This is a genomic window from Pseudomonas sp. SC3(2021), from assembly GCF_019856535.1.
GTDB classification, from domain to species: Bacteria; Pseudomonadota; Gammaproteobacteria; order Pseudomonadales; family Pseudomonadaceae; genus Aquipseudomonas; species Aquipseudomonas monsensis.
Window position 1 is genome coordinate 2,581,291 of sequence record NZ_CP082236.1, and the last position, 22,330, is coordinate 2,603,620.

The following is a 22,330-nucleotide window of genomic DNA, read 5'->3' on the forward strand; positions in this document are numbered from 1 at the left end:
CGCGGGCCTGTGTATGACGAGCTGGCACGGGAGTAATTCAATCCGGACGCTGGCATCGCTGCAAATAGTTCGGACGATGCCAATCGACTCATCAGTTCCAGATTTCTTATTCCTTTGCATATATTTTAGAATCAGCAAAATTTCATTGGGATCTCATCATGGCCGGCAGTCAGATCGAACGGGTTTTCAGCGTGCTGGAAAGTCTTACCGGCGAGCCCCGCGGGTTGCCGCTGCAGACGTTGTCCGAGCAGATCGACATCCCGAAAAGTGCCACGCACCGTTTGCTCGCCGAACTGGTGCGCCTGGGGTATGTGCGGCAGAACCCCGAGACCCTGCGCTATCACTTGTCGACCAGACTGGTGGCGATGGGCTTTCGCCACCTCTCCAGCAGCGGTGCCGACATTGTGCAGCCGGTGCTGGATCGGCTCGCTCAGGAAACCGGCGAGCTGGTGCGTCTGGGTGTCATCGACGGTGAACGCCAGACCTGGATCGCCAAGGCGCAGGGCGCGCGCACCGGTCTGCGTTACGACCCTGACATGGGCCGTGACGCGCCACTGTTCTACACCGCATCCGGCCACGCCTGGCTTGCGAGCATGAGTGATGCCGAGGCCTTGTCGCGGGTTGAACGGCAGGCCGCGCAGGTGCCCGTGGATATCGGGCCGAATGCGCCACGTTCCAATATCGAATTGCTCGAGCGTCTGCGGCTGACGCGCGAGCAGGGCTATGCCTGCGTCGAGGAGAGTTCGGCAGTGGGCACTTCGGCGATTGCCGCCGTGGTGCGGCATCCCGCGGATGCTCGGGTGATCGGCGTGTTGAGCATTGCCGGGCCGAGTGCGCGGATGCCCGGGGCAAGGTTGCATGAGCTGGCGCCGCTGCTGTTGAAATTCACCGAGGAGTTGTCGGCAGCCAGCCTGGCCTCGGAACTGTTCATCTGACGACAAAGCGAACCCATCCCCTGTAGGCGCTGTCGAGTTAAACGCGAGATCAGGATCAAAGATCGCAGTGGTGCCGGCGCCTAAAGAGATATCGTGCAAAGCTGTGCGCTGTTCGCACACTTTTATGATTGAAGGCTGTCGGAATCTGGAACCGGGTTCTAGATTGTTGCTTGAGGCTTTTCCTCAGTGTGTTTTTCTTCAGAGATCGCCAATGACCGTCAGCACCCCGCTTTCCGGAGTCAACCAGCCCTTTAAAGGGATCTTGCTGATTGTGGTGGCGACCTTCCTGTTCTCCAGCCATGACGCGTTGTCGAAATACCTGTCAGGTTTCTATCCGATCGTGATGGTGGTGTGGGCACGGTATGTGGTGCACACCTTGCTGATGGCGGGGATTTTTCTGCCGCAGTCCGGGTTGCGGGTGCTGCGCACGAAAAAGCCGTTATGGCAGCTGGCACGCGCGCTTTGCCTGCTCGGCACCAGTCTGTTTTTCACCACTGCGCTGCTGTACATCCCGCTTGCCGAGGCCACGGCGGTTAACTTTCTGGCGCCGGTACTGGTGACGGCCTTGTCGGTTCCGCTGTTGAAAGAGCGGGTGACGCGTGGCCAGTGGATCGCGGTGATTTGTGGTTTTATCGGCGTGCTGATCATTGTTCACCCCGGCGGCGAACTGTTCACGCCGGCAGTGTTGCTGCCGTTCTGTTCGGCGTTGTTTTTCTGCTTTTACCAACTGCTGACCCGCAAACTCGCCGAAGTGGACAGCCCGACCACCAGCAACTTCTTTGCCGGGCTCTGTAACACTTTGGTGATGAGTGCGCTGGTGCCGTTCTTCTGGCAGGTGCCGACGTTGACCCACGCCGGGCTGATGCTCGCGCTGGGCAGTTGCGGGATGACGGCGCATCTGTTTCTGACCCAGGCTTTCCGCCATGCCGCACCGGCATTGCTGGCGCCGTTCGGTTATTGCCAGATCGTGTTTGCGGGATTGTTGGGCTGGCTGCTGTTCAATCACACACCGAGCCTGTTGACGGTGATCGGGATCGCGGTGATCTGTTGCAGCGGACTGGCGGCAGCGTGGCAGCAAAGCCGCCGCTGATGAATGACAAAAAAACCAAGGAGCGAGCCTGCTCGCGATAGCGGTGCACCAGTCGATAAAGATGTTGACTGACACAAAGCCATCGCGAGCAGGCTCGCTCCTTGGGGTATCTGGTGCAGGCGTTTTATTCGGTGATGGTTGGAATCTTGCGCGGTGCCATGAAGTACATCCACGTCAGCGCAATGAAATACATCGCCGGAATCAGGGTGAACAGCACGGTGTAGTTGTTATTCGTGACGGTGAGGATGTGCCCGACGATCTGGGTCATGAACATCCCGCCAATCGCCGCGCACATGCCGCCGAACCCGAACACGGTGCTCATCATGTGCTTGGGCGTGTAATCCATCACCAGGCTCCAGATGTTTGCGGTCCAGGCCTGATGCGCACCGATGGCCAGGGAAATCGCCGCCACCGCCACCCACAGATTGCTCGAACCGGCGGCCATGATCACGCCGATGATGCAGCAGGCAAACAGGAACATCGACAGCAGCCGCGCCTTGATCGAATTCATCCCGCGACCGATCAGGAACGACGACAGGATGCCGCCACCGACGCTGCCGAAGTCGGCCGTGACGTAGATGATGATCAGTGGAATACCCATCTGGGTCACGTTGATGCCCAGATTGTATTGCTGATTGAGAAACGGTGGCAGCCAGTACAGGTAGAACCAGAACACCGGAGCGGTCAGCGAGTAGGCGAGGGCGAAGGCCCAAGTGCCGCGCATGCGCAGGATTTTCGAGAACGGCACACGGGCCTGTTCCGGTTCGACTTCCTGCTGGATGTAATCGAGTTCGGATTGCTTCACGCTCGGATGATCTTCCGGGTTGAAATACTTCAAGCCCCAGAACAGCAACCAGATCGCGCCCAGCGCCGCCATGCACATGAACGCAGCCTGCCAGCCCCACACGTGGAGGATCAGTGGCAGCAGCATCGGCGTGAACATCGCACCGACGTTGGTGCCGGCGTTGAAGATGCCGGTGGCCACGGCACGTTCACCGGCCGGGAACCACAGGCGCGTGGTTTTCACGCAGGCCGGATAGTTCGCCGCTTCGGTCAGGCCGAGGATGAACCGGCAGACCATGAAGCCAACGGCGGAAGTCGCCAGGCCGTGGGCGCCGGTGGCCAGGCTCCAGAGCAGCACGGCGCAGAAGAACACACGCTTGACGCCGACCCGGTCGATCAGCCGGCCTTGCAGGACGAAGCCGATGGCGTAGCCGACCTGAAACCAGAAGTTGATGTTGGCGTAGTCCATCGCCGTCCAGCTCATTTCCTTGGCGAGGATCGGCTGCATGACACCGAGGGCGGCGCGGTCGATGTAGTTCAGGGTGGTGGCGAAAAACACCAGGGCCAGCATGCCCCAGCGGGTCTTGCCGACAGCCATGGCGCCGCGGATCTTGTCGCCGATGCCACCCGTGGCAGTGCTCATGGCCGGGGCCATGCGGGAAGTCTGTGAAGGAATCATGTGTTCCACCCGTTTTTGGATTTGTTATTTGGTGTGCTTTTTTTTTGCACGCTGCGACCGGTGGTTCAGATCCGGACTCAATGTGCAGCCGATGTTGGGCAGTGGACGAAAAATCGTCAATTCGCCAAACCGCCATTGTGTTCGATAATCGCACGCAAAACTAACCGGGTAGTACACTTTAAATTGCTGCCGAAAAGGATGCAGCCAATAATTTCCCCCAATATAAAAACCATCCTGCGCAGGAGCCCCCCGAAGGCTGCGAACTTTGCTTTTGAGGATCAAGGGATCGCGACCTTCGGCAGCACCTGCACAAAGAACGGCGCAGTCCGGGAGTTGAAACATGCAGCGTTCGATAGCCACCGTTTCCTTGAGCGGTACCCTGCCGGAAAAGCTCGAAGCCATTGCCGCCGCCGGATTCGACGGCGTGGAGATTTTCGAAAACGACCTGCTGTATTACGACGGCAGCCCGCGGGAAATCCGGCAGATGTGCGCCGATCTCGGCATCGCCATCACTTTGTTTCAGCCGTTCCGCGATTTCGAGGGCTGCCGCCGGGATCGGCTGGCGCGCAACCTGGAACGGGCCGAACGCAAGTTCGACCTGATGCAGGAGCTGGGCACCGATCTGGTATTGGTGTGCAGCAACGCCTCGGCCGACAGCGTCGGCGATCAGCAGACACTCGTCGACGACCTGCGCCTGTTGGCTGAACACGCCGGCGCGCGTGGCTTGCGCATCGGTTACGAGGCGCTGGCCTGGGGGCGTCACGTCAATACGTATCAACAGGTCTGGGACATCGTGCGTCAGGCCGATCACCCGAGCCTCGGCGTGCTGCTCGACAGTTTTCATACCTTGTCGCTGAAGGGCGATCCCCGCGCGATTGCCGACATTCCCGGCGACAAGATCTTCTTTGTGCAAATGGCCGACGCGCCGATTCTCGCGATGGATGTCCTGGAGTGGAGCCGGCACTTCCGCTGCTTCCCCGGACAGGGCGAATTCGATCTGCCGGGTTTCCTCGCGCCGATCATCCAGAGTGGTTATACCGGGCCGTTGTCGCTGGAAATCTTCAATGACGGCTTCCGCGCCGCGCCGCCACGGGCCAATGCCGCAGACGGTTTGCGTTCCTTGCTGTATCTGGAAGAAAAGACCCGCCAGCGTCTGGAGCAGGATGCGGCACCAGTGGCCAACCGCGAGATTCTGTTCGAAACGCCGAAGGCCAGCGAGTACAACGGCATCGAGTTTCTCGAGTTCGCGGTGGACGAAGCACTCGGTGCCAAACTGACCCACTGGCTGGAACGCCTCGGTTTCGCCAAGGCCGGGCAGCACCGTTCCAAGAGCGTCAGCCTGCTGCGTCAGGGCGATATCAACCTGATCCTCAATGCCGAGCCGTATTCATTCGGCCACAGCTTTTTTGAGGCCCATGGTCCGTCGCTGTGCGCCACCGCCGTCCGGGTCAAGGACAGCGCCAGTGCGCTGGCGCGTGCTGTCGCCTACAAGGGTCAGCCCTATCGCGGACTGGTCGGCCCCAACGAACTGGAACTGGCCGCCGTGCGTGCTCCGGACGGCAGCCTGATTTATCTGGTGGATGAAGCGGCGGATGTCTATGGCACGGATTTCAACCTGCTGCCGGACGCCCGGGCCAGCGGCGGTCTCAAGCGTATCGACCACATGGCCATGGCGCTGCCGGCGGACAGCCTCGACAGTTGGGTGCTGTTCTACAAGAGCCTGCTGGATTTCGAGGCCGATGACGAAGTGGTGCTGCCTGATCCCTACGGCCTGGTGAAGAGCCGCGCGCTGCGCAGCCGTGACAGTTCGATTCGTCTGCCGCTGAATATCTCGGAGAATCGCAACACCGCGATCTCCCACGCCCTGTCGAGTTATCGCGGCTCCGGTGTGCATCACATCGCTTTCGATTGTGACGATATCTTCGCTGAAGTCAGTCGTGCCAAAGAGGCCGGCGTACCGTTGCTGGACATTCCCCTCAACTATTACGACGACCTCGCCGCCCGCTTTGATTTCGATGACGAGTTCCTCAGCGAGCTGGCGTACTACAACGTGCTTTACGATCGCGATGCTCAGGGCGGTGAGCTGTTTCACGTGTACACCGAGCCTTTCGAAGGGCGGTTCTTCTTCGAGATCATCCAGCGCAAGAACGGCTATGCCGGTTATGGCGCGGCGAACGTCGCGGTGCGTCTGGCGGCGATGGCCAAATCACGCAGCGGCGCAGTCCGTCAGGCGAAGTTGTAGGAAATTCGTAAGCGCGGGATTAAACGCGGGCCTCGCGGCTTCCTTCACTGGGCTGCGCGGCCCATAATCGCCGCCTGTGCAGTGATGGCCGTGAGCCCGCAATGACGATGAATACAGAACTTTCCGCAGCTGCTGTCGGTTCCGCCGAAGAGCCGCGCAAGAGTCGCAAAAACAACCCGGAAAAGACCCGCGAGAACATCTTGCAGGAGGCGATCGTCGAGTTCGTCCAGCAAGGCTTGTCCGGCGCCCGCGTCGATGCGATCGCCGAGCGCATCCATACCTCCAAACGCATGATCTATTACTACTTCGGCAGTAAGGAGCAGCTGTACGTCGAGGTGCTGGAGAAGCTTTACGGCGATATCCGCAACACTGAAAACCGCCTGCACCTGGCCGAGCTGCCGCCGGTGGTAGCGATTCGGCGGCTGGTGGAATTCACGTTCGACCATCACGATCACAACGTCGATTTCGTGCGGATCGTCTGCATCGAAAATATCCACAACGCCGAGTTCGTGAAGCGTTCCGACGCGATCAAGGCGATGAACAACACCATCCTCGATTCGCTGGGCGAGATTCTGCGCCGTGGCGCCGAGGAGGGCGTATTCCGCAAAGGGCTCAATGCGCTGGATGTGCATCTGCTGATCAGTTCGTTCTGCTTCTATCGCGTGTCGAACCGGCACACGTTTGGTGAGATCTTTCAGATCGATCTGCCGGATGAAGCCATCAAGCAGCGGCATCGCGAGATGATTTGCGAGTCGGTTCTGCGCTACCTGCAAGCCTGACGCAATCCCCTTGTCGGAGTGAGCCTGCTCGCGATAGCGGTGTGTCAGGCAACTAATGTGTTGGCTGAAAGGACGCCATCGCGAGCAGGCTCACTCCCACAGGGAAGCAAGTTGCTTCAGCCATTCATGCTTTGAAAATGCGCCAGCATTCGCTGCGCATCCGGCACCACACCGCTGAACAATTCAAACGCCTTCACTGCCTGAAATACCGCCATGTTGCCGCCATCCAGCGTGCGGCACCCCAGCGCGCGGGCGTTGCGCAGCAATTCGGTTTCCAGCGGAAAGTACACGATCTCCGCCACCCACAACGCCTTGCGCAACAGCTCCACCGGCACCGGCATACCCGGCAGTTTGGCCATGCCCATCGGGGTGGTGTTCACCAGCCCGTCAGCCTGCTCCAGCGTCCCCGGCAGATCCTGCCCGGCCACGGCCCGACCAGCGCCGAAATGCTCGTTGAGGTTATTGGCCAGGCACTCGGCGCGTTCCTTGTCGACGTCGAAAATGCTCAGGCGCTGTACGCCCTCGCTCAGCAGGGCATGGGCCACTGCGGCGCCGGCACCTCCGGCGCCCATTTGCACCACGCGTTCACGGGCGGCGTCCTTCAAGCCTCGGCGAAAGCCTTCGGCAAAGCCCAGGCAATCGGTGTTGTGGCCGACCCGTTTGCCGTCCTTCAGCACGACGGTGTTCACCGCGCCGATGCCCCGGGCTTCCGGCGACAACTCATCGAGCAGCGGGATAATCGCCTGCTTGCACGGGAAGGTGATATTCAGCCCGGTATAGTTCATCCGCTCGGCCGCCAGCAGCAGTTCGGGCAGGGCGTTGCTGTCGATGTGCAACTGGTCGAGGTCGATCAACCGGTAGAGATAACGCAGGCCTTGCGCATCGCCCTCATGCTCATGCAGCGCGGGGGTACGCGAGGCCTGGATGCCCGCACCGATCAGTCCGGCCAGTATTGCCGGTTTGCAGGTCATGCTGCGCGCCCCTTCAGTCGTTGGCTGAAGTGTTCCAGGGCGAGGCGATAGCCATGGCTGCCGAAGCCGCACATCACCGCCGTGGCGATGGCCGACACGAACGAGTGATGACGGAACGGTTCGCGCGCGTGGACGTTGGACAGGTGCACTTCGATCACCGGCAATTCACTGGCGACCAGCGCATCGCGAATCGCTACCGAGGTGTGCGTCCACGCCGCCGGATTGATCACGATCCCGGCGCAACGTCCGCGTGCCGCGTGAATCCAGTCGAGCAGTTCGCCTTCGTGATTGGTCTGGCGGAATTCCACAGCCAGGCCGAAGTCTTCGGCGGCGCGTCCGCAGAGAGCAGAAATATCCGCCAGGGTTTCGTGGCCGTAAGTCGCCGGTTCACGGGTGCCGAGCAGGTTCAGGTTCGGGCCGTTGAGCACCAGAACGATAGGGGGCATGGGGCAGAACTCCACTTATTGTTTTTGGCTTGCGCCGAGGGGCTCGGCGTGTGGAGGTAAAATGTACCAGATGGTTACTCTGGTCAATTCAACAGTATTACGTCCGACGTTTTATGTTCGGTGATCGCACACATCAAAAGATCACAGCCACAAAAAAGCCGTCATCACGACGGCTTTTTCGTATCGCATCGGCCATCAGCGCCGGGTCAGCAACACACCTGATTCCATGTGATGCGTCCACGGAAACTGGTCGAACAGCGCGCACCGGGTAATGCGGTGCGTGTCGTGCAACTGGGCGATGTTGGCCGCCAGGGTTTCCGGGTTGCAGGAGATGTACAGGATGTTGTCGAAACGCCGTGTCAGTTCGCAGGTGTCCGGGTCCATGCCGGCGCGCGGCGGGTCGACGAACACGCTGCCGAATTCGTAGCTCTTCAGGTCGATGCCGTGCAAGCGACGGAACGGGCGTACTTCGTTGAGCGCTTCGGTCAGTTCTTCGGCGGACAGGCGCACCAGCGTGACGTTATCCACAGCGTTTTCGCTGAGGTTGCTCAGCGCGGCGTTGACCGAGGTCTTGCTGATTTCGGTGGCCAGCACTTTGCGCACGCGAGTGGCCAGCGGCAGGGTGAAGTTGCCATTGCCGCAGTACAGCTCCAGCAGATCGTCGCTGCGATCACCCAGCGCTTCATACGCCCAGTTCAGCATCTTCTGGTTCACCGTGCCGTTCGGTTGGGTGAACGCGCCTTCCGGTTGGCGGTAGCTGAAGGTGCGGCCGCCGACCTCGAGTTTCTCCACCACGTAATCGTGGCCGATGACTTCGCGTTTGCCTTTGGAGCGACCGATGATGCTGACGCCCAGATCTGCCGACAGTTGTGTTGCCGCCGCGTGCCAGTGCGCGTCCAGCGGACGGTGGTAGCACAGGGTGATCATCGCATCGCCGGCCAGAGTGGTCAGAAACTCCACCTGAAACAGCTTGTGGCTCAGCGCCGAACTGGCCTGCCAGGCGGCCTTGAGCTGCGGCATCAACTGGTTGATGCGCAGGCTGGCGATCGGGAATTCCTCGATCAGGATCGGCGTGCGTTTGTCGTCCTGGGAGAACATCGCGTAGTGGCGCTCGCCGGCCTCGCGCCACAGGCGGAATTCAGCGCGCAGGCGGAAGTTCTGCAGCGGCGAGTCGAACACCGTCGGTGCTGGCGCATCGAACGGAGCGAGCAGGTCACGCAAACGCGCGACCTTGTCTTCGAGCTGAGTGGCGTAGGCCTGGGAATCGAATGTCATGCGTTGAACCAACCCAACTTGATCACGAACAGAATCGACAGAATCACCAGCGCCGGGTTCAGCTCACGGGCACGGCCCGACAGCAGCTTGATCGCGGTCCAGGAGATGAAACCGAAGGCGATGCCGTTGGCGATCGAGTAAGTGAACGGCATCGCCAGCGCGGTCACGACAACCGGGGCGGCTACGGTGATGTCTTCCCAGTCTATTTCCGCCAGGCCCGAAGTCATCAGCACGGCGACGAACAGCAGGGCCGGTGCGGTGGCGAACGCCGGAACGCTGGCGGCCAGTGGCGAGAAGAACAGCGCCAGCAGGAACAGAATGGCCACGACGATGGCCGTCAGGCCGGTACGACCGCCCGCACTCACGCCAGCAGCGGATTCGATGTAGCTGGTGGTGGTCGAGGTGCCCAGCAGCGAGCCGGCCATGGCGGCGGTGCTGTCGGCGATCAGCGCACGCCCCATTTTTGGCATGTGGCCGTCCTTGCCCATCAGGCCTGCGCGCTTGGCGACGCCGATCAGGGTCCCGGAGTTGTCGAACAGGTCGACGAACAGGAAGGCGAAGATCACGCTGACCAGACCGATGTCCAGCGCGCCTTTGATGTCCAGTTGCAGGAAGGTCGGGGCCAGCGACGGTGGCATCGAGGTCACGCCGCCGAACGGGGTGACACCCATGGCGATGGACGCGATGGTCACCGCGAGAATGCCGATCAACACCGCACCGCGCACTTTCAGCGCTTCGAGGGCAACGATCAGGGCGAAGCCGAGGGTGGCGAGGATCGGCGCCGGTTGTTTCAAGTCACCAAGGCCGACCATGGTCGCCGGGTTGCTGACCACGATACCGGCGTTGTGCAGGGCGATCAGCGCCAGGAACAGGCCGATACCGGCGGCAATCGCCGAGCGCAGGGGCAGCGGGATGCTGTTGATGATCCATTCACGGATGCGGAAGATCGACAGCAGGAAGAACAGCACCGCGGAAATGAACACCGCGCCCAGCGCCACTTGCCAGGTGTGGCCCATATGCAGCACCACGGTATACGTGAAGAAGGCGTTCAGACCCATGCCTGGGGCGAGGGCGATCGGGTAGTTGGCGATCAGGCCCATGACCGTCGAACCAATGGCCGCAGCCAGACAGGTGGCGACGAACACCGCACCTTTGTCCATGCCGGTCTCGCCGAGAATGCTCGGGTTGACGAATAGAATGTAGGCCATGGCCAGGAAAGTCGTGACGCCCGCGAGAATCTCGGTCCGCACGTTGGTGTTGTGTGCCTTGAGTTGAAACAGCCTTTCCAGCATGTCTGCTCCCCGTGGCGCGCATGGCGCCGTGAATGTATCGACCTCAACAGCAAAGCACAGACCGTCGCAAGCGCCTGGGAATTTGTGGTGGGCCGGAAAAAGCCGCGCATCATACCAGCAGCGTGAGGAATATGGCGGTTGTTGGTGTCGATCGTCGGCGAAGTTTTGCCCCGGGGCCAACTGCGCCATACTGCGCGCTGATTTTGGGGGGATGGGGATCGTATGAGCACGCACTGGGTAAAGGCTTTCGGGCTGATGGCGGTTTTGCTGGGCACGGCGTCTGGCGCCGGGGCGGCATCGGCGCCACCGCTGACGCAGTTGAAGGTATTGAAAGTCGAATCGCCGAACTGCGGTTTCGAAGATATTGCCGAGGGGCAGGAGCAAACGCGCTGTGATCACAGTGGATCGAACATCAAGGTCTACGTGCTGGAAGTCGGTTATGGTCGCGAGCCCCATGTCGCGCTCGACGGTTTTGAGGTGAACGGCACGCGCACTCCGGTTTGCGCATTTGATAACGGCAATCTCACCGAATGCACTGTAGGTCGCAAAACCGTGGGCTACCTGTATGTCTTTGACCTGGCCGGCAAGCAGGATGGCATTTTTACCTTCAGCAACACCTCGATCAACGCACCGGGCAACACGCTTGCCACCCAGCTTTACATCAAGTAACGGCTGTCTCTGAACAGGTCCGGGCAAAGCTGACTACGCTTTAAAGACCCTTCAGTGGAAAGCGCCCATGACTTTTAGAGCCCTGATTACCCTCGCCGAGGGCATCGATGATCTGCAAAGCGTCACCCTGATCGACGTGCTGCGCCGCGCCGGCATCGAAGTGATGGCGGCCAGCATCGAGGGCCGCCGTATGCTCACCTGCGCCCGCGGCACCCGACTGACCGCCGACGGCATGCTGGTCGATGTGCTGGCGCAACTATTCGATCTGATCGTCCTGCCCGGCGGCGCCATTGGCGCACAGCACCTGGCGGCGCATCAGCCGTTGCAACAACTGCTCAAGGACCAGGCCAGCGCCGGACGCCTGTTCGCTGCCATCGGCGAATCCCCGGCCATTGCCCTGCAAGCCTCGGGTGTCTTACGCCAACGCCGCATGACCTGCCTGCCGAGTGCCAGCCATCAACTGTCGGGCTGTACGTTTGTTGATCAACCGGTGGTGGTCGACGGCAATTGCATTACCGCCCAGGGCTCCGGCGGCGCACTGGCGTTTGCCCTGACCCTGGTTGAGCAACTTGGCGGCAAGGCGTTACGGGCGAAGGTGGCGGGGGAGTTGTCGGCCTGAATAACGTCAGACCTTCACCTCTTCCACCGGCACGTGCATCCGGTCGCGGTTGGCCAGGGTCGGGAACAGTTTGATCCACGTGCCTGTCACCACCAGCGTGCCGATCCCGCCCATCACCACGGCGGGTACGGTGCCGAACCAGTGCGCAGTGAGGCCGGATTCGAATTCGCCCAACTGGTTCGAAGCACCGATGAACAGGCCGTTCACCGCGCTGACCCGGCCGCGCATTTCGTCCGGGGTTTCCAGCTGCACGAAGGAAGCACGGATCACCATGCTGATCATGTCTGCAGCGCCCAGCACGACCAGCACCGCCAGCGAGAACCAGAACGACGTCGACAGGCCAAAGGCAATGGTCGCGACGCCGAACACGCCGACGGCGGTGAACATCACTCGGCCGACATTGCGTTCGACGGCAAACCGGGCGAGGAACAGCGACATCAACAACGCGCCGACGGCGGGTGCCGAACGCAGTAACCCCAGGCCCCACGGGCCGGTGAGCAGGATGTCTTTGGCGAACACCGGCAGCAGCGCGGTGGCTCCGCCGAGCAACACGGCGAACAGGTCCAGCGAAATCGCCCCGAGGATGTCCGGTCGGCTACGGATGAAACGAATGCCCGCCAGCAGCGAATCCAGCGTGGCCTTGCCCTTGTTGAGCGGCGTATGCCGTGCGGGCAGGTTGAGCATCAGCGAGCAGGCGATGACATAGAGCAGCACCGTCGGCCCATAGACCCAGACACTGCCGAACGCGTAGAGCAAACCGCCCAGGGCCGGGGCGACGATGGTTGCCGATTGCTGCGCCGACTGTGCTGCCGCGACCGCACGCGGAAAGAGTGCGCTGGGCACGATGCTCGGCAACAGTGCCTGAGTGGTCGGCAGCTCGAAGGACCGTGCAGCACCGAGCAGGAAGGCGAGGATAAAGATCATCTCCCGAGTGACGTGATCGGTGGCACTGCCGATCGCCAGCGCCAGGGCGATCAGCGCTTGCAGCGACTGACAGAGCGCCGCCACTTTGCGTCGGTCGTAGCGGTCGGCGACGTGCCCGGTGTGCAGCATGAACAGCACCCGCGGGGCAAATTCGACGAGTCCGACCAGGCCCAGATCGAGAACGTTGCCGGTCAGTTGATAGAGGTTCCAGCCAATGGCGACGGTGAGCATCTGGAAGCCGCTGGCGGTGAAGATCCGGGCGAGCCAGAACGCAAGGAAAGGACGATGGTGACGTAACAGCAGGGGCGCTTGGGTGGGCATCTGAAGGCAGGTCTGGTTCGAGGGTGAATCGCGAGGTTATCACCACTCTGTAACAGGAAGTTGCCATGACAAAAAATTTAGTTAGCCAGACAACGATCTCCTCTCAGTAACACCGCAACCCTGTGGCGAGGGGATTTATCCCCGCTCGGCTGCGCAGCAGTCGTAAAAAGATGCGTGCGCGGCGGCAGCGCAGCCCAACGGGGATAAATCCCCTCGCCACAGGACTTCTGTCTCTCTGAAGAATCTGTTCGAGAGCATTGCCGTGGTGCTGAGGCAACTTGTCACGCGGCAAACGACCACGCAGTTCATCGGCAAAAATGGGACTACTCTTTTAACGTTGCTTGATCCAGATCAAGACCCCAGACGGAATTGATCCGGTGGCCTGTTGGCCAGACTCCCTGCGTTGCGATGGTTGTTAAAAAAGAACGAATCAGAATTCGCCGCACTCCATATCCGTGGGGGCAGTAGGTGCAAGGGCCAAAAGCCCCGACGCCGGTATTACCTGACAGAGGAAGACTTATGTTCGGTTTAGAGGCACTCGATCTCGCCCGAATTCAGTTCGCGTTCACCATCTCGTTCCACATCCTGTTCCCGGCCATCACCATTGGCCTGGCGAGTTACCTTGCGGTGCTCGAAGGCCTGTGGCTGAAAACCCACAACGACACCTACCGTGATCTCTACCATTTCTGGTCGAAAATCTTTGCCGTCAACTTCGGCATGGGGGTGGTGTCCGGGTTGGTCATGGCTTACCAGTTCGGCACCAACTGGAGTCGTTTCTCGGACTTTGCCGGTTCCGTCACCGGGCCCTTGCTGACTTATGAAGTGCTCACAGCCTTCTTCCTCGAGGCCGGTTTCCTCGGCGTGATGCTGTTCGGCTGGAACAAGGTCGGGCGCGGTCTGCACTTCTTCTCCACCGTGATGGTGGCGATCGGCACGCTGATCTCGACCTTCTGGATTCTCGCCTCCAACAGCTGGATGCAGACCCCGCAGGGCTTCGAGATCGTCAACGGTCAGGTGATTCCCACCGACTGGCTGGCCATCATCTTCAACCCGTCGTTCCCCTATCGCCTGATGCACATGGCAACCGCGGCGTTTGTTGCCACGGCGTTCTTCGTGGGCTCGTCGGCGGCCTGGCACCTGCTGCGTGGCAAGGACAATCCGGCAATCCGCACCATGCTGTCGATGGCGATGTGGATGGCGTTGATCGTTGCGCCGATCCAGGCGGTCATCGGTGACTTCCACGGCCTCAACACTCTTGAGCATCAGCCGGCGAAAATCGCCGCGATTGAAGGTCACTGGGAAAACAAAGGCGACGAAGCGACCCCCCTGATTCTGTTCGGCTGGCCGGACATGAAAGAAGAGAAGACCAAATATGCCGTGGAAATTCCCTACCTCGGTAGCCTGATCCTGACCCACTCGCTGGACAAACAGGTGCCGGCACTCAAGGAGTTCCCGCCTGAGGACCGGCCCAACTCGACCATCGTGTTCTGGTCGTTCCGGATCATGGTCGGCCTCGGTTTCCTGATGATCTTCACCGGTCTGTGGAGTCTGTGGCTACGCAAACGCGACACGCTCTACACCTCGCGGCCGTTCCTGTACCTGGCGTTGTGGATGGGGCCTTCCGGTCTGATCGCGATCCTGGCGGGCTGGTTCACCACCGAGATCGGCCGCCAGCCGTGGGTGGTCTACGGCCTGATGCGTACGGCGGACGCTTCGTCGAATCACAGCTTCATGCAGATGAGCATCACCCTGATCATGTTCGTGCTGGTCTACTTCGCGCTGTTCGGTGCAGGGCTTGGCTACATGATGCGCCTGGTGCGCAAAGGGCCGAAAACCGACGAAGGCAAGGAAACCAACGACGGTGGTCCTGGCCAGAAACGCACACCGGCGCGGCCGTTGTCTGCGGCTGATGATGAAGGCACCGACGCTGACCAGGCGCGCAGCCTGGAAAAGGAGATTTGACTCATGGGTATTGATCTTCCGCTGATCTGGGCCGTGATCATCATCTTCGGCATCATGATGTACGTGGTCATGGACGGCTTCGACCTGGGGATCGGCATTCTCTTCCCGTTCATCCCGGGCAAGACTGATCGTGACGTGATGATGAACACTGTCGCCCCGGTCTGGGACGGTAACGAGACCTGGCTGGTGCTGGGCGGCGCGGCGCTGTTCGGCGCGTTCCCGCTGGCTTATTCGGTGGTGTTGTCGGCACTTTATCTGCCGCTGATCTTCATGCTGATCGGCCTGATTTTCCGCGGTGTGGCCTTCGAGTTCCGCTTCAAGGCCAAGGACGACAAACGGCATCTGTGGGACAAGGCCTTTATCGGCGGCTCGGTGGCGGCGACGTTCTTTCAGGGTGTGGCGCTGGGGGCGTTCATTGATGGCTTGCCGGTGGTCAATCGCCAGTTCGCCGGCGGCTCACTGGACTGGCTGACACCGTTCACGCTGTTCTGCGGCGCCGCGCTGGTGGTGGCGTACGCCTTGCTCGGCTGCACCTGGCTGATCATGAAAACCGAGGGCAAGTTGCAGGAACAGATGCACGATCTGGCGCGCCCGCTGGCCTTCGTGCTGCTGGCGGTGATCGGTGTCGTCAGCCTCTGGACGCCGCTGGCCCACCCGGAAATCGCCACGCGCTGGTTCAGCATGCCGAACCTGTTCTGGTTCATGCCGGTGCCGATTCTGGTGTTGGTGACGATGTACGGGCTGATCCGTGCCGTGGCGCGCAACGCCAACTACATGCCGTTCCTGCTGACCCTGGTGCTGATCTTCCTCGGCTACAGCGGACTGGGCATCAGCCTGTGGCCGAACATCGTGCCGCCGTCGATCTCGATCTGGGACGCCGCCGCACCGCCGCAAAGCCAGGGCTTCATGCTGGTAGGCACGCTGTTCATCATCCCGTTCATCCTGGGTTACACCTTCTGGAGCTACTACGTGTTCCGCGGCAAGGTCACCCATGAAGACGGCTATCACTAGCACCTGTGGGATCTGGCTTGCCCGCGATGGCGTCGTCACTGGCGCCATCGACCTGACTGAGGATCGCAACAATGACCGGCAAACATTCGCTGCACGACATTGAACAAGCCGAAAAAAAACCGCTGTGGCAGCGGCTCGGCTGGCTGGCCCTGATCTGGCTCGGCAGTGTGGGCGTGCTGTTTATCGCCGCCAGCCTGATGCGCATGTTCATGAACGCAGCAGGCCTGACGACGCACTGAAGCACTCCGTCCCGGCGCCTTCGGGTACGGATTTGAAACCCTCCATCTGGAGGGTTTTTTTTGCCTCGGGTTTATTTGCGGGCTTTGAGGATGACGAATTTCGGCGTAGCCGCGACTTGCTCGACGCCGCGGAACAGCCGCGCCAGTTTGCTGTGATAACCCAGGTGACGATTGCCGACGATGTACAGCGCTCCGCCGACCACCAGCGCCTCGCGGGCCTGCTGGAACATGCGCCAGGCGAGGAAATCGCCGACCACCTGCTGCTGATGGAACGGTGGGTTGCACAGCACCACGTCCAGCGATTGCGCCGCTTGCCCGGCCAGGCCATCACCGGCCCGGACGGTCACGTCGCGATCGCCGAGGGCCGCATGCCAGTTTTCCGCGGCTGATTGCACTGCCATGAACGATTCATCGACCAGCGTGTAATGTGCCTCGGGGTTTTGCAGGGCGCTGGCAATTGCCAGCACACCGTTACCGCAGCCCAGGTCGGCGACTTGCGCGCTGCCGAGGTTCTTGGGCAGATGCGGTAGGAAGGCGCGGGTGCCGATGTCGAGACCTTCGCGGCAGAACACGTTGGCGTGGTTGAGCAATTCGATCGCCGGTTCCTCGAGGCGGTAGCGCGACGGGTAGGGCGAGCTCGCCGGGACTTTCGCTTCTGGCGTCGCGATCAGCAGGCGAGCCTTTTTCACTGCCAGTGAGGCTTGCACCGGACCGATGTAGCGTTCCAGCAGATCGCCAGCAGCGCGTGGCAAGTGCTTGACCATTGCCGCAGCAATAACCTGCGCACCCGGCGCCAGTTGTCCTTGCAGGCGGATCAATTGTTCTTCGAGCAGTGCCAGGGTTTTCGGTACGCGGATCAGCACGCGATCAAACGGCCCGACCAGCGGTTCACTCGCCGGGATGCCGCGAATGGCGTCGAACGCCTGGCCATTGCGCAGCAGATTCTTCTCCAGTCCCTGAAAGCCCAGAAACGAATCGCCGCTGCTGACCACATCGACGTTGCCCAGCAGGCTGGCCGCCAGCGCACCGAAACTGTCATTGAGCACCAGTACCCGGGTGTCGGCCGTCGGCTGCTGCGCAGCCAGATGATTGAGCAGGTATTCGTCGGCGGCATCGAAGGCTTGCAGCGGTTCGTTCTGCTGTTCGGGCTGGCGGATCAGGTCGAGTTGGGCGAAAGGCGTATCGAGCAAAGGCATGGGGCGGGGACTCAGGGTAATCGGGGGATGTCCCGCTGCCTGTACCGTGCGGCGGAACCGACCGAGTGAACTGCAGTGCGAACAGCTCGCCTTATCACTCGGAAAGGTCACAAATGGTACGTTTTTTTCTCTGGAAATACTCGCAGGTTTTAATTTTGGTGCAAGGCGTCGGGTCTAGATGATGCCGGCTCTGGCGGCCGCTATGACGGCAGAAATCTTGTTGCAGACATGGAGTTTCTCGATCACGTTTTGCACGTGATAGTTCACCGTGCGCTCGCTCAGGCTGAGGATTTTCGAAATCTCATAGGCCGTTTTGCCACCGGCGGATAATTGCAGAACCTCCAGTTCCCGTGGGGACAGGCGCGGTTGGCTAGGTTTGGCGGGCCGTGTGGGGAGTGTCCGAGCGAACAACTCACTCAGGTGGCTGGTGGCATAGAACATGTAGCCAAAATGCTCATACAGCTCGAGCGGGCTGATCGGGCAATGCTTTCGGGCCAGGCTGAGGATGCTGCACAAGCCACTCTCCTCGTGGTGAAACGCTTGAGACCAACCATGTTGCAGGCCATATTGCTGCAGCGCACCCCACAACTCCGGGGTGTCTTTATATACCGCTTTATCCCAGACGATGGGCATCATTGAATGATTGCAGTGTGCTATTACCGGGTCGATTTTCTTGTATTCGTTCAATTCATATTGCAGGTTCCATTCTTGAGGGTAGTTGTTGATTTGCAAAGGATTAAGATGCATTTCCCGTTGGGGCGAAGTAACTGAAACTGCACAGAAGTTAAACCCGAGGTTTTCGGCGAATCTCAGCAAGATGGGATAGGCCGTATCTATTTCCTTTGCGAAAGTCAGTTGCTTTAACTGCGACTCCTTCCACGTTTCCATTACAAGCTCTCCATGATTGTAGCGGGGGTGCGAATGGATCCAAAAATCCGGCACGCTTCGGAGTGTAGGACGTTTCTTACGACAGGTAATAAATTTTTTTGGTCTTGAAAGTGAAAAAGTATTCATTAAGCGTTCTTAGCGACGGATGAGTTCTGATATTTAAATCATCATCTTAAGGATGCTGTTATCGCTCGATTGCGAACCGTCCAAATAATTTTAATTATTTCTAATGTGGGTGCAGTGGCGAATACCATTAGCAATCATCGGTGTTTAGACCGGCGGTTTTGCGGGACACTGGCGGCAATCGTTCAATGGAGCGCCCCATGACCGCCACTGCAGAGAAATACACCAAACAGACCCTGCTTGATGTACGGCCCTTGACCCCAAGCCTGTTCACCTTGCGCACCAGCCGCGATGCAGGCTTTCGCTTTCGGGCGGGGCAGTTCGCCAGGCTGGGGGTGAACAAGGCTGACGGCAGCATCGTCTGGCGTGCTTATTCGATGGTGTCGTCACCGTTCGACGAGTTTCTCGAGTTCTTTTCCATTGTGGTCCCGGGTGGCGAGTTCACCAGCGAACTGAGCCGCTTGCAGGTGGGGGACACGTTGCTGGTCGACCGTCAGGCATTCGGTTATCTGACCCTTGATCGTTTCAGCGACGGGCGGGATTTGTGGCTGTTGGCCACTGGCACAGGCGTGGCGCCGTTTCTGTCGATCCTGCAGGACTTCGAGGTCTGGGAGAAATTCGAGCGCATTATTCTGGTGTACAGCGTGCGCGAGGCACGGGAACTGGCCTACCAGCCATTGCTGGCCGAACTGGCGCAGCGCGATTACCTCAGCGAGTACGCGCACAAGTTGCAGTTTATCCCGACGGTGACCCGTGAAGCGCACCCCGGTGCGTTGAGCGGACGCATCACCACGCTGATCGAAAACGGTGAGCTGGAGCGTACAGCCGGCGTGGAAATCTCGCCCGAGCATTCGCGGGTGATGCTGTGCGGCAATCCGCAAATGATCGACGACACGCGCGCGCTGTTGAAAAAGCGCCACATGAGTCTTGCCCTGAGCCGCCGGCCGGGCCAGGTGGCGGTGGAAAACTACTGGTAAACAAACGGCGCCCGAAGGCGCCGTCTGTTTGTCGTGCAGGGTTCAGGGCCGGTTGTTCTGGGCCTTGAGCAGATCGCGGATCTCGCCGAGCAATTCCTCTTCCTTGGTCGGAACCGGTGGCAGCGTCGGGGCCGCGGCCTCTTCGCGCTTGAGGCGATTGATGGCTTTGACGCCCATGAAAATCGCGAACGCGACGATCATGAAGTCGAGAATGCTCTGGATGAATTTGCCGTAGGCCATCACGACCGCAGGGGCGCTGCCCTCGGCGGCCTTGAGCGTTATGGCGAGATCGCTGAAGTCCACCCCGCCGATCAACAGGCCGATCGGCGGCATGATCACGTCACCGACAAACGACGAAACAATCTTGCCGAAGGCTGCACCGATGATGATACCGACGGCCATGTCGACCACATTGCCTTTGACCGCGAAGGCCTTGAACTCACTTAGCACGCCCATAGGTTATTTCCTTGTTACAGATGAGTTTGGTGTACGCAGTGTAAATCAGCAAAACGCGTCCTGCGCGAAACACCTTCTTACAATGCCCGTTTTTATCGACACATTAATCGACGAATAGTTTGCAAAGTGCCACTAATCGCGCGCGAAATACGCCGTAACTCGCTGATCGGAAAGCTAAATTTCTCAATCATCGAGTTACGAACTTTCTATTTATGTTTGCCGGTTTTGCCCTCTAGCCTCTGATTGGCGCACCTGGATGCGCCCAAAAAACCAGAGGAACCTGATATGAATCCCACGCTTGGCTTAGGGGCATTTCCCCATCGCCGTACTCTTGGCGTACTCACCGCCAGCCTGTTGACCTTCTCCGTACACGCCGCGCCCCTGACCCGGGACAACGGTGCGGCGGTGGGCGACAACCAGAACTCGCAAACCGCCGGAGCCAATGGCCCGGTGCTGCTGCAGGATGTGCAATTGATCCAGAAGCTGCAGCGGTTCGACCGCGAGCGAATCCCCGAGCGCGTGGTGCATGCCCGCGGTACCGGTGCCCATGGCACCTTCACGGTGACCAATGATCTGAGCGACCTGAGCAAGGCCAAGGTGTTCGCCGCCGGCCAGAGCACCCCGGTGTTCGTGCGTTTTTCCGCCGTGGTGCACGGCAACCACTCCCCCGAAACCCTGCGTGATCCGCGCGGTTTCGCCACCAAGTTCTATACCGCCGATGGTAACTGGGATCTGGTCGGCAACAATTTCCCGACGTTCTTCATTCGCGATGCGATCAAATTCCCGGACATGGTGCATGCGTTCAAGCCCGATCCGCGCACCAATCTGGATGACGACTCGCGTCGTTTCGACTTCTTCTCCCATGTGCCGGAAGCGACGCGCACCCTGACCGAGCTGTATTCAAATTCGGGGACGCCGGCCAGTTATCGCGAGATGGACGGTAACGGTGTACATGCCTACAAGTTAATCAATGCCAAAGGCGAAGTGCATTACGTCAAGTTCCACTGGAAGAGTTTGCAGGGGATCAATAACCTCACGCCGAAAGAAGTCAGCAAAGTTCAGGGTCAGGATTACAGTCATATGACCAACGATCTTGTAGCTAACATTAATAAAGGTAACTTCCCTAAATGGGACTTGTACATTCAAGTGCTGAAACCACAAGATTTGTCCAAGTTTGATTTTGACCCGCTGGATGCAACCAAGATCTGGCCGGGTATTGCAGAACGAAAAGTTGGACAAATGGTGTTGAACCGTAATCCGGCTAATGTGTTTCAGGAAACTGAACAAGTAGCGATGGCACCGGCCAATGTTGTGCCGGGAATCGAACCTTCGGAAGATCGCTTATTGCAAGGTCGCGTATTCTCTTATGCCGATACTCAGATGTATCGCCTGGGTGCCAATGCGCTGCAACTGCCGATCAACGCCCCTAAAGTTGCGGTCAATAACGGCAATCAGGATGGTGCGATGAACTTCGGCGCAACGCAGTCTGGCGTGAATTACCAGCCGAGCCGTCTGCAACCGCGCGAAGAGCCGCGAGACGCCCGTTACAGCCAGTTGGCACTGTCGGGCAGCACCCAGCAGGCGAAGATCCAGCGCGAGCAGAACTTCAAGCAGGCCGGCGATCTGTACCGTTCCTTCAACAAGCAGGAGCGTCAGGACCTGATCGACAATTTCGGCGGCTCCCTGGCCACCACCGATGACGAGAGCAAGCACATCATTCTGTCCTTCCTTTATAAGGCCGATCCGGAATACGGCACCGGCGTGACCAAAGTGGCCAAGGGTGACCTGGGCCGGGTCAAGGCACTGGCGGCGAAACTGGTCGACTGATCCCGACGCCATGCAACGCGGGGCCTGATTCAGGCCCCGTTCTACCCAAGGAGAGCGTTTATGCGTCCTTATCTTTTACTGTTGCTCGGATGCCTGTCCTTCGCAGCGCAGGCCGAACAGAGCCCCGAGGCGATCAAGGCACAACTGCAGGACTACTATTTTGACGCCGCCCGCCGCGGTGACGTGCCGATGCTCGACACCTTCATCGAGTCCGGCTATTCCCTCGATACCCGCGACAGCAAGGGCTACACCGCGTTGATTCTGGCGGCGTATCACGGCCAGGGCGCGGCAGTAGACCGCTTGCTGGCGGCGGGCGCTGATGCCTGCGCGCAGGACCTGCGTGGCAACACGGCGCTGATGGGCGCAATTTTCAAGGGCGAGATCCAGATCGCCCGGCGATTGATGGCCACCGATTGCAATGCCGACCAGCGCAATGGCGCCGGACAGACTGCGGCGATGTACGCCGGGCTGTTCAAGCGCGTCGAGTTGCTCGACGCGCTCAAGGCCAAAGGGGCCGACCTCAATGCCGAAGACCCGCTGGGCAACAGCGCCGCGCGTCTGGCCAGTGGCGAGATCCGTACTGCCGCGCCGCGCTGAGCTGCGGCGTCTGCGTTATCATCGCGGTT

At 59.9% G+C, this 22,330-nt stretch carries 22 protein-coding genes; 12 read left to right on the plus strand and 10 right to left on the minus strand.

Going from position 1 to position 22,330, the window contains the following annotated elements; translation table 11 throughout:
• Window positions 1–158 precede the first annotated feature (158 nt).
• Together K5Y35_RS11490 and K5Y35_RS11495 are read left to right on the plus strand one after the other, a co-directional pair.
• Complete coding sequence (locus K5Y35_RS11490) at window positions 159–935, plus strand: IclR family transcriptional regulator (RefSeq protein WP_123463932.1); 777 nt, start codon at window positions 159–161, stop codon at window positions 933–935.
• A gap of 211 nt (window positions 936–1,146) precedes the next feature.
• The gene (locus K5Y35_RS11495) at window positions 1,147–2,025 is read left to right on the plus strand and encodes a DMT family transporter (protein ID WP_123463934.1); all 879 of its coding nucleotides are present in this window, start codon (window positions 1,147–1,149) and stop codon (window positions 2,023–2,025) included.
• A gap of 124 nt (window positions 2,026–2,149) precedes the next feature.
• Here K5Y35_RS11495 and K5Y35_RS11500 read toward each other — a convergent pair whose 3' ends face one another.
• Together K5Y35_RS11500 and K5Y35_RS11505 are read right to left on the minus strand one after the other, a co-directional pair.
• On the minus strand, window positions 2,150–3,487 hold the full coding sequence (locus K5Y35_RS11500) for an MFS transporter (RefSeq protein ID WP_222834249.1): 1,338 nt from the start codon (window positions 3,485–3,487) through the stop codon (window positions 2,150–2,152).
• 24 nt (window positions 3,488–3,511) lie between these two features.
• Entirely contained in the window at window positions 3,512–3,829 is a 318-nt protein-coding gene (locus tag K5Y35_RS11505; protein ID WP_222834250.1) for a hypothetical protein, read from the minus strand.
• Here K5Y35_RS11505 and quiC point away from each other — a divergent pair.
• Window positions 3,828–5,729 carry a 3-dehydroshikimate dehydratase QuiC gene (quiC, locus tag K5Y35_RS11510; RefSeq protein WP_222834251.1) on the plus strand — a complete coding sequence of 634 codons (1,902 nt, stop codon included), beginning with the start codon at window positions 3,828–3,830 and terminating at the stop codon, window positions 5,727–5,729. The two genes, K5Y35_RS11505 and quiC, sit on opposite strands and share 2 nt — an antisense overlap.
• Window positions 5,730–5,830: 101 nt before the next feature.
• Window positions 5,831–6,508: a TetR family transcriptional regulator gene (locus K5Y35_RS11515; RefSeq protein ID WP_123463942.1), complete on the plus strand. Its 678-nt coding sequence runs from the start codon at window positions 5,831–5,833 to the stop codon at window positions 6,506–6,508.
• A 116-nt stretch (window positions 6,509–6,624) separates the two neighbouring features.
• On the opposite strand, the gene K5Y35_RS11520 is transcribed toward K5Y35_RS11515, so the two are convergent.
• From K5Y35_RS11520 to K5Y35_RS11535, 4 genes are all read right to left on the minus strand, one after another.
• Window positions 6,625–7,479, minus strand: coding sequence for a shikimate dehydrogenase (locus K5Y35_RS11520; protein WP_222834252.1), 855 nt, complete (start codon window positions 7,477–7,479; stop codon window positions 6,625–6,627).
• Complete coding sequence (gene aroQ / locus K5Y35_RS11525; protein WP_123463945.1) at window positions 7,476–7,925, minus strand: type II 3-dehydroquinate dehydratase; 450 nt, start codon at window positions 7,923–7,925, stop codon at window positions 7,476–7,478. The genes K5Y35_RS11520 and aroQ overlap by 4 nt, the downstream gene beginning before the upstream one ends.
• Window positions 7,926–8,120: 195 nt before the next feature.
• Window positions 8,121–9,200, minus strand: coding sequence for a tRNA (uridine(54)-C5)-methyltransferase TrmA (gene trmA / locus K5Y35_RS11530; RefSeq protein ID WP_123463947.1), 1,080 nt, complete (start codon window positions 9,198–9,200; stop codon window positions 8,121–8,123).
• Window positions 9,197–10,492 carry an NCS2 family permease gene (locus tag K5Y35_RS11535; protein ID WP_128614312.1) on the minus strand — a complete coding sequence of 432 codons (1,296 nt, stop codon included), beginning with the start codon at window positions 10,490–10,492 and terminating at the stop codon, window positions 9,197–9,199. The genes trmA and K5Y35_RS11535 overlap by 4 nt, the downstream gene beginning before the upstream one ends.
• A gap of 222 nt (window positions 10,493–10,714) precedes the next feature.
• On the opposite strand from K5Y35_RS11535, the gene K5Y35_RS11540 reads away from it, so the two are divergent.
• Entirely contained in the window at window positions 10,715–11,161 is a 447-nt protein-coding gene (locus K5Y35_RS11540; RefSeq protein ID WP_186748033.1) for a DUF4879 domain-containing protein, read from the plus strand.
• A gap of 67 nt (window positions 11,162–11,228) precedes the next feature.
• Window positions 11,229–11,780 carry a DJ-1 family glyoxalase III gene (locus K5Y35_RS11545; RefSeq protein ID WP_222834253.1) on the plus strand — a complete coding sequence of 184 codons (552 nt, stop codon included), beginning with the start codon at window positions 11,229–11,231 and terminating at the stop codon, window positions 11,778–11,780.
• A 6-nt stretch (window positions 11,781–11,786) separates the two neighbouring features.
• On the opposite strand, the gene K5Y35_RS11550 is transcribed toward K5Y35_RS11545, so the two are convergent.
• The gene (locus K5Y35_RS11550) at window positions 11,787–13,025 is read right to left on the minus strand and encodes an MFS transporter (RefSeq protein ID WP_222834254.1); all 1,239 of its coding nucleotides are present in this window, start codon (window positions 13,023–13,025) and stop codon (window positions 11,787–11,789) included.
• A gap of 519 nt (window positions 13,026–13,544) precedes the next feature.
• Here K5Y35_RS11550 and K5Y35_RS11555 point away from each other — a divergent pair.
• The 3 genes from K5Y35_RS11555 to K5Y35_RS11565 all read left to right on the plus strand — a co-directional run bounded on the left by K5Y35_RS11555 (window position 13,545) and on the right by K5Y35_RS11565 (window position 16,237).
• The gene (locus K5Y35_RS11555) at window positions 13,545–14,987 is read left to right on the plus strand and encodes a cytochrome ubiquinol oxidase subunit I (protein ID WP_222834255.1); all 1,443 of its coding nucleotides are present in this window, start codon (window positions 13,545–13,547) and stop codon (window positions 14,985–14,987) included.
• Between the two features lie 3 nt (window positions 14,988–14,990).
• On the plus strand, window positions 14,991–15,998 hold the full coding sequence (cydB, locus tag K5Y35_RS11560) for a cytochrome d ubiquinol oxidase subunit II (RefSeq protein ID WP_123463959.1): 1,008 nt from the start codon (window positions 14,991–14,993) through the stop codon (window positions 15,996–15,998).
• Window positions 15,999–16,069: 71 nt separating this feature from the next.
• On the plus strand, window positions 16,070–16,237 hold the full coding sequence (locus K5Y35_RS11565; RefSeq protein ID WP_123464152.1) for a DUF2474 domain-containing protein: 168 nt from the start codon (window positions 16,070–16,072) through the stop codon (window positions 16,235–16,237).
• Window positions 16,238–16,308: 71 nt separating this feature from the next.
• Here the strand turns inward: K5Y35_RS11565 and K5Y35_RS11570 are convergent, their stop codons facing one another.
• Together K5Y35_RS11570 and K5Y35_RS11575 are read right to left on the minus strand one after the other, a co-directional pair.
• Window positions 16,309–17,433 carry a methyltransferase gene (locus tag K5Y35_RS11570; protein ID WP_123463961.1) on the minus strand — a complete coding sequence of 375 codons (1,125 nt, stop codon included), beginning with the start codon at window positions 17,431–17,433 and terminating at the stop codon, window positions 16,309–16,311.
• Window positions 17,434–17,607: 174 nt separating this feature from the next.
• Window positions 17,608–18,321 (minus strand): autoinducer binding domain-containing protein, encoded by a 714-nt coding sequence (locus K5Y35_RS11575; protein ID WP_123463963.1) that lies wholly within the window; start codon window positions 18,319–18,321, stop codon window positions 17,608–17,610.
• Between the two features lie 323 nt (window positions 18,322–18,644).
• Between K5Y35_RS11575 and K5Y35_RS11580 the strand changes: the two genes are divergently transcribed.
• On the plus strand, window positions 18,645–19,421 hold the full coding sequence (locus K5Y35_RS11580) for a ferredoxin--NADP reductase (RefSeq protein ID WP_222834256.1): 777 nt from the start codon (window positions 18,645–18,647) through the stop codon (window positions 19,419–19,421).
• 42 nt (window positions 19,422–19,463) lie between these two features.
• On the opposite strand, the gene mscL is transcribed toward K5Y35_RS11580, so the two are convergent.
• The gene (gene mscL / locus K5Y35_RS11585) at window positions 19,464–19,877 is read right to left on the minus strand and encodes a large-conductance mechanosensitive channel protein MscL (RefSeq protein WP_123463967.1); all 414 of its coding nucleotides are present in this window, start codon (window positions 19,875–19,877) and stop codon (window positions 19,464–19,466) included.
• Between the two features lie 285 nt (window positions 19,878–20,162).
• Here mscL and katB point away from each other — a divergent pair, with 285 nt between their 5' ends.
• The gene (gene katB / locus K5Y35_RS11590; RefSeq protein WP_222834257.1) at window positions 20,163–21,704 is read left to right on the plus strand and encodes a catalase KatB; all 1,542 of its coding nucleotides are present in this window, start codon (window positions 20,163–20,165) and stop codon (window positions 21,702–21,704) included.
• 60 nt (window positions 21,705–21,764) lie between these two features.
• Window positions 21,765–22,301, plus strand: coding sequence for an ankyrin repeat domain-containing protein (locus K5Y35_RS11595; RefSeq protein ID WP_222834258.1), 537 nt, complete (start codon window positions 21,765–21,767; stop codon window positions 22,299–22,301).
• Window positions 22,302–22,330: the final 29 nt, after the last annotated feature.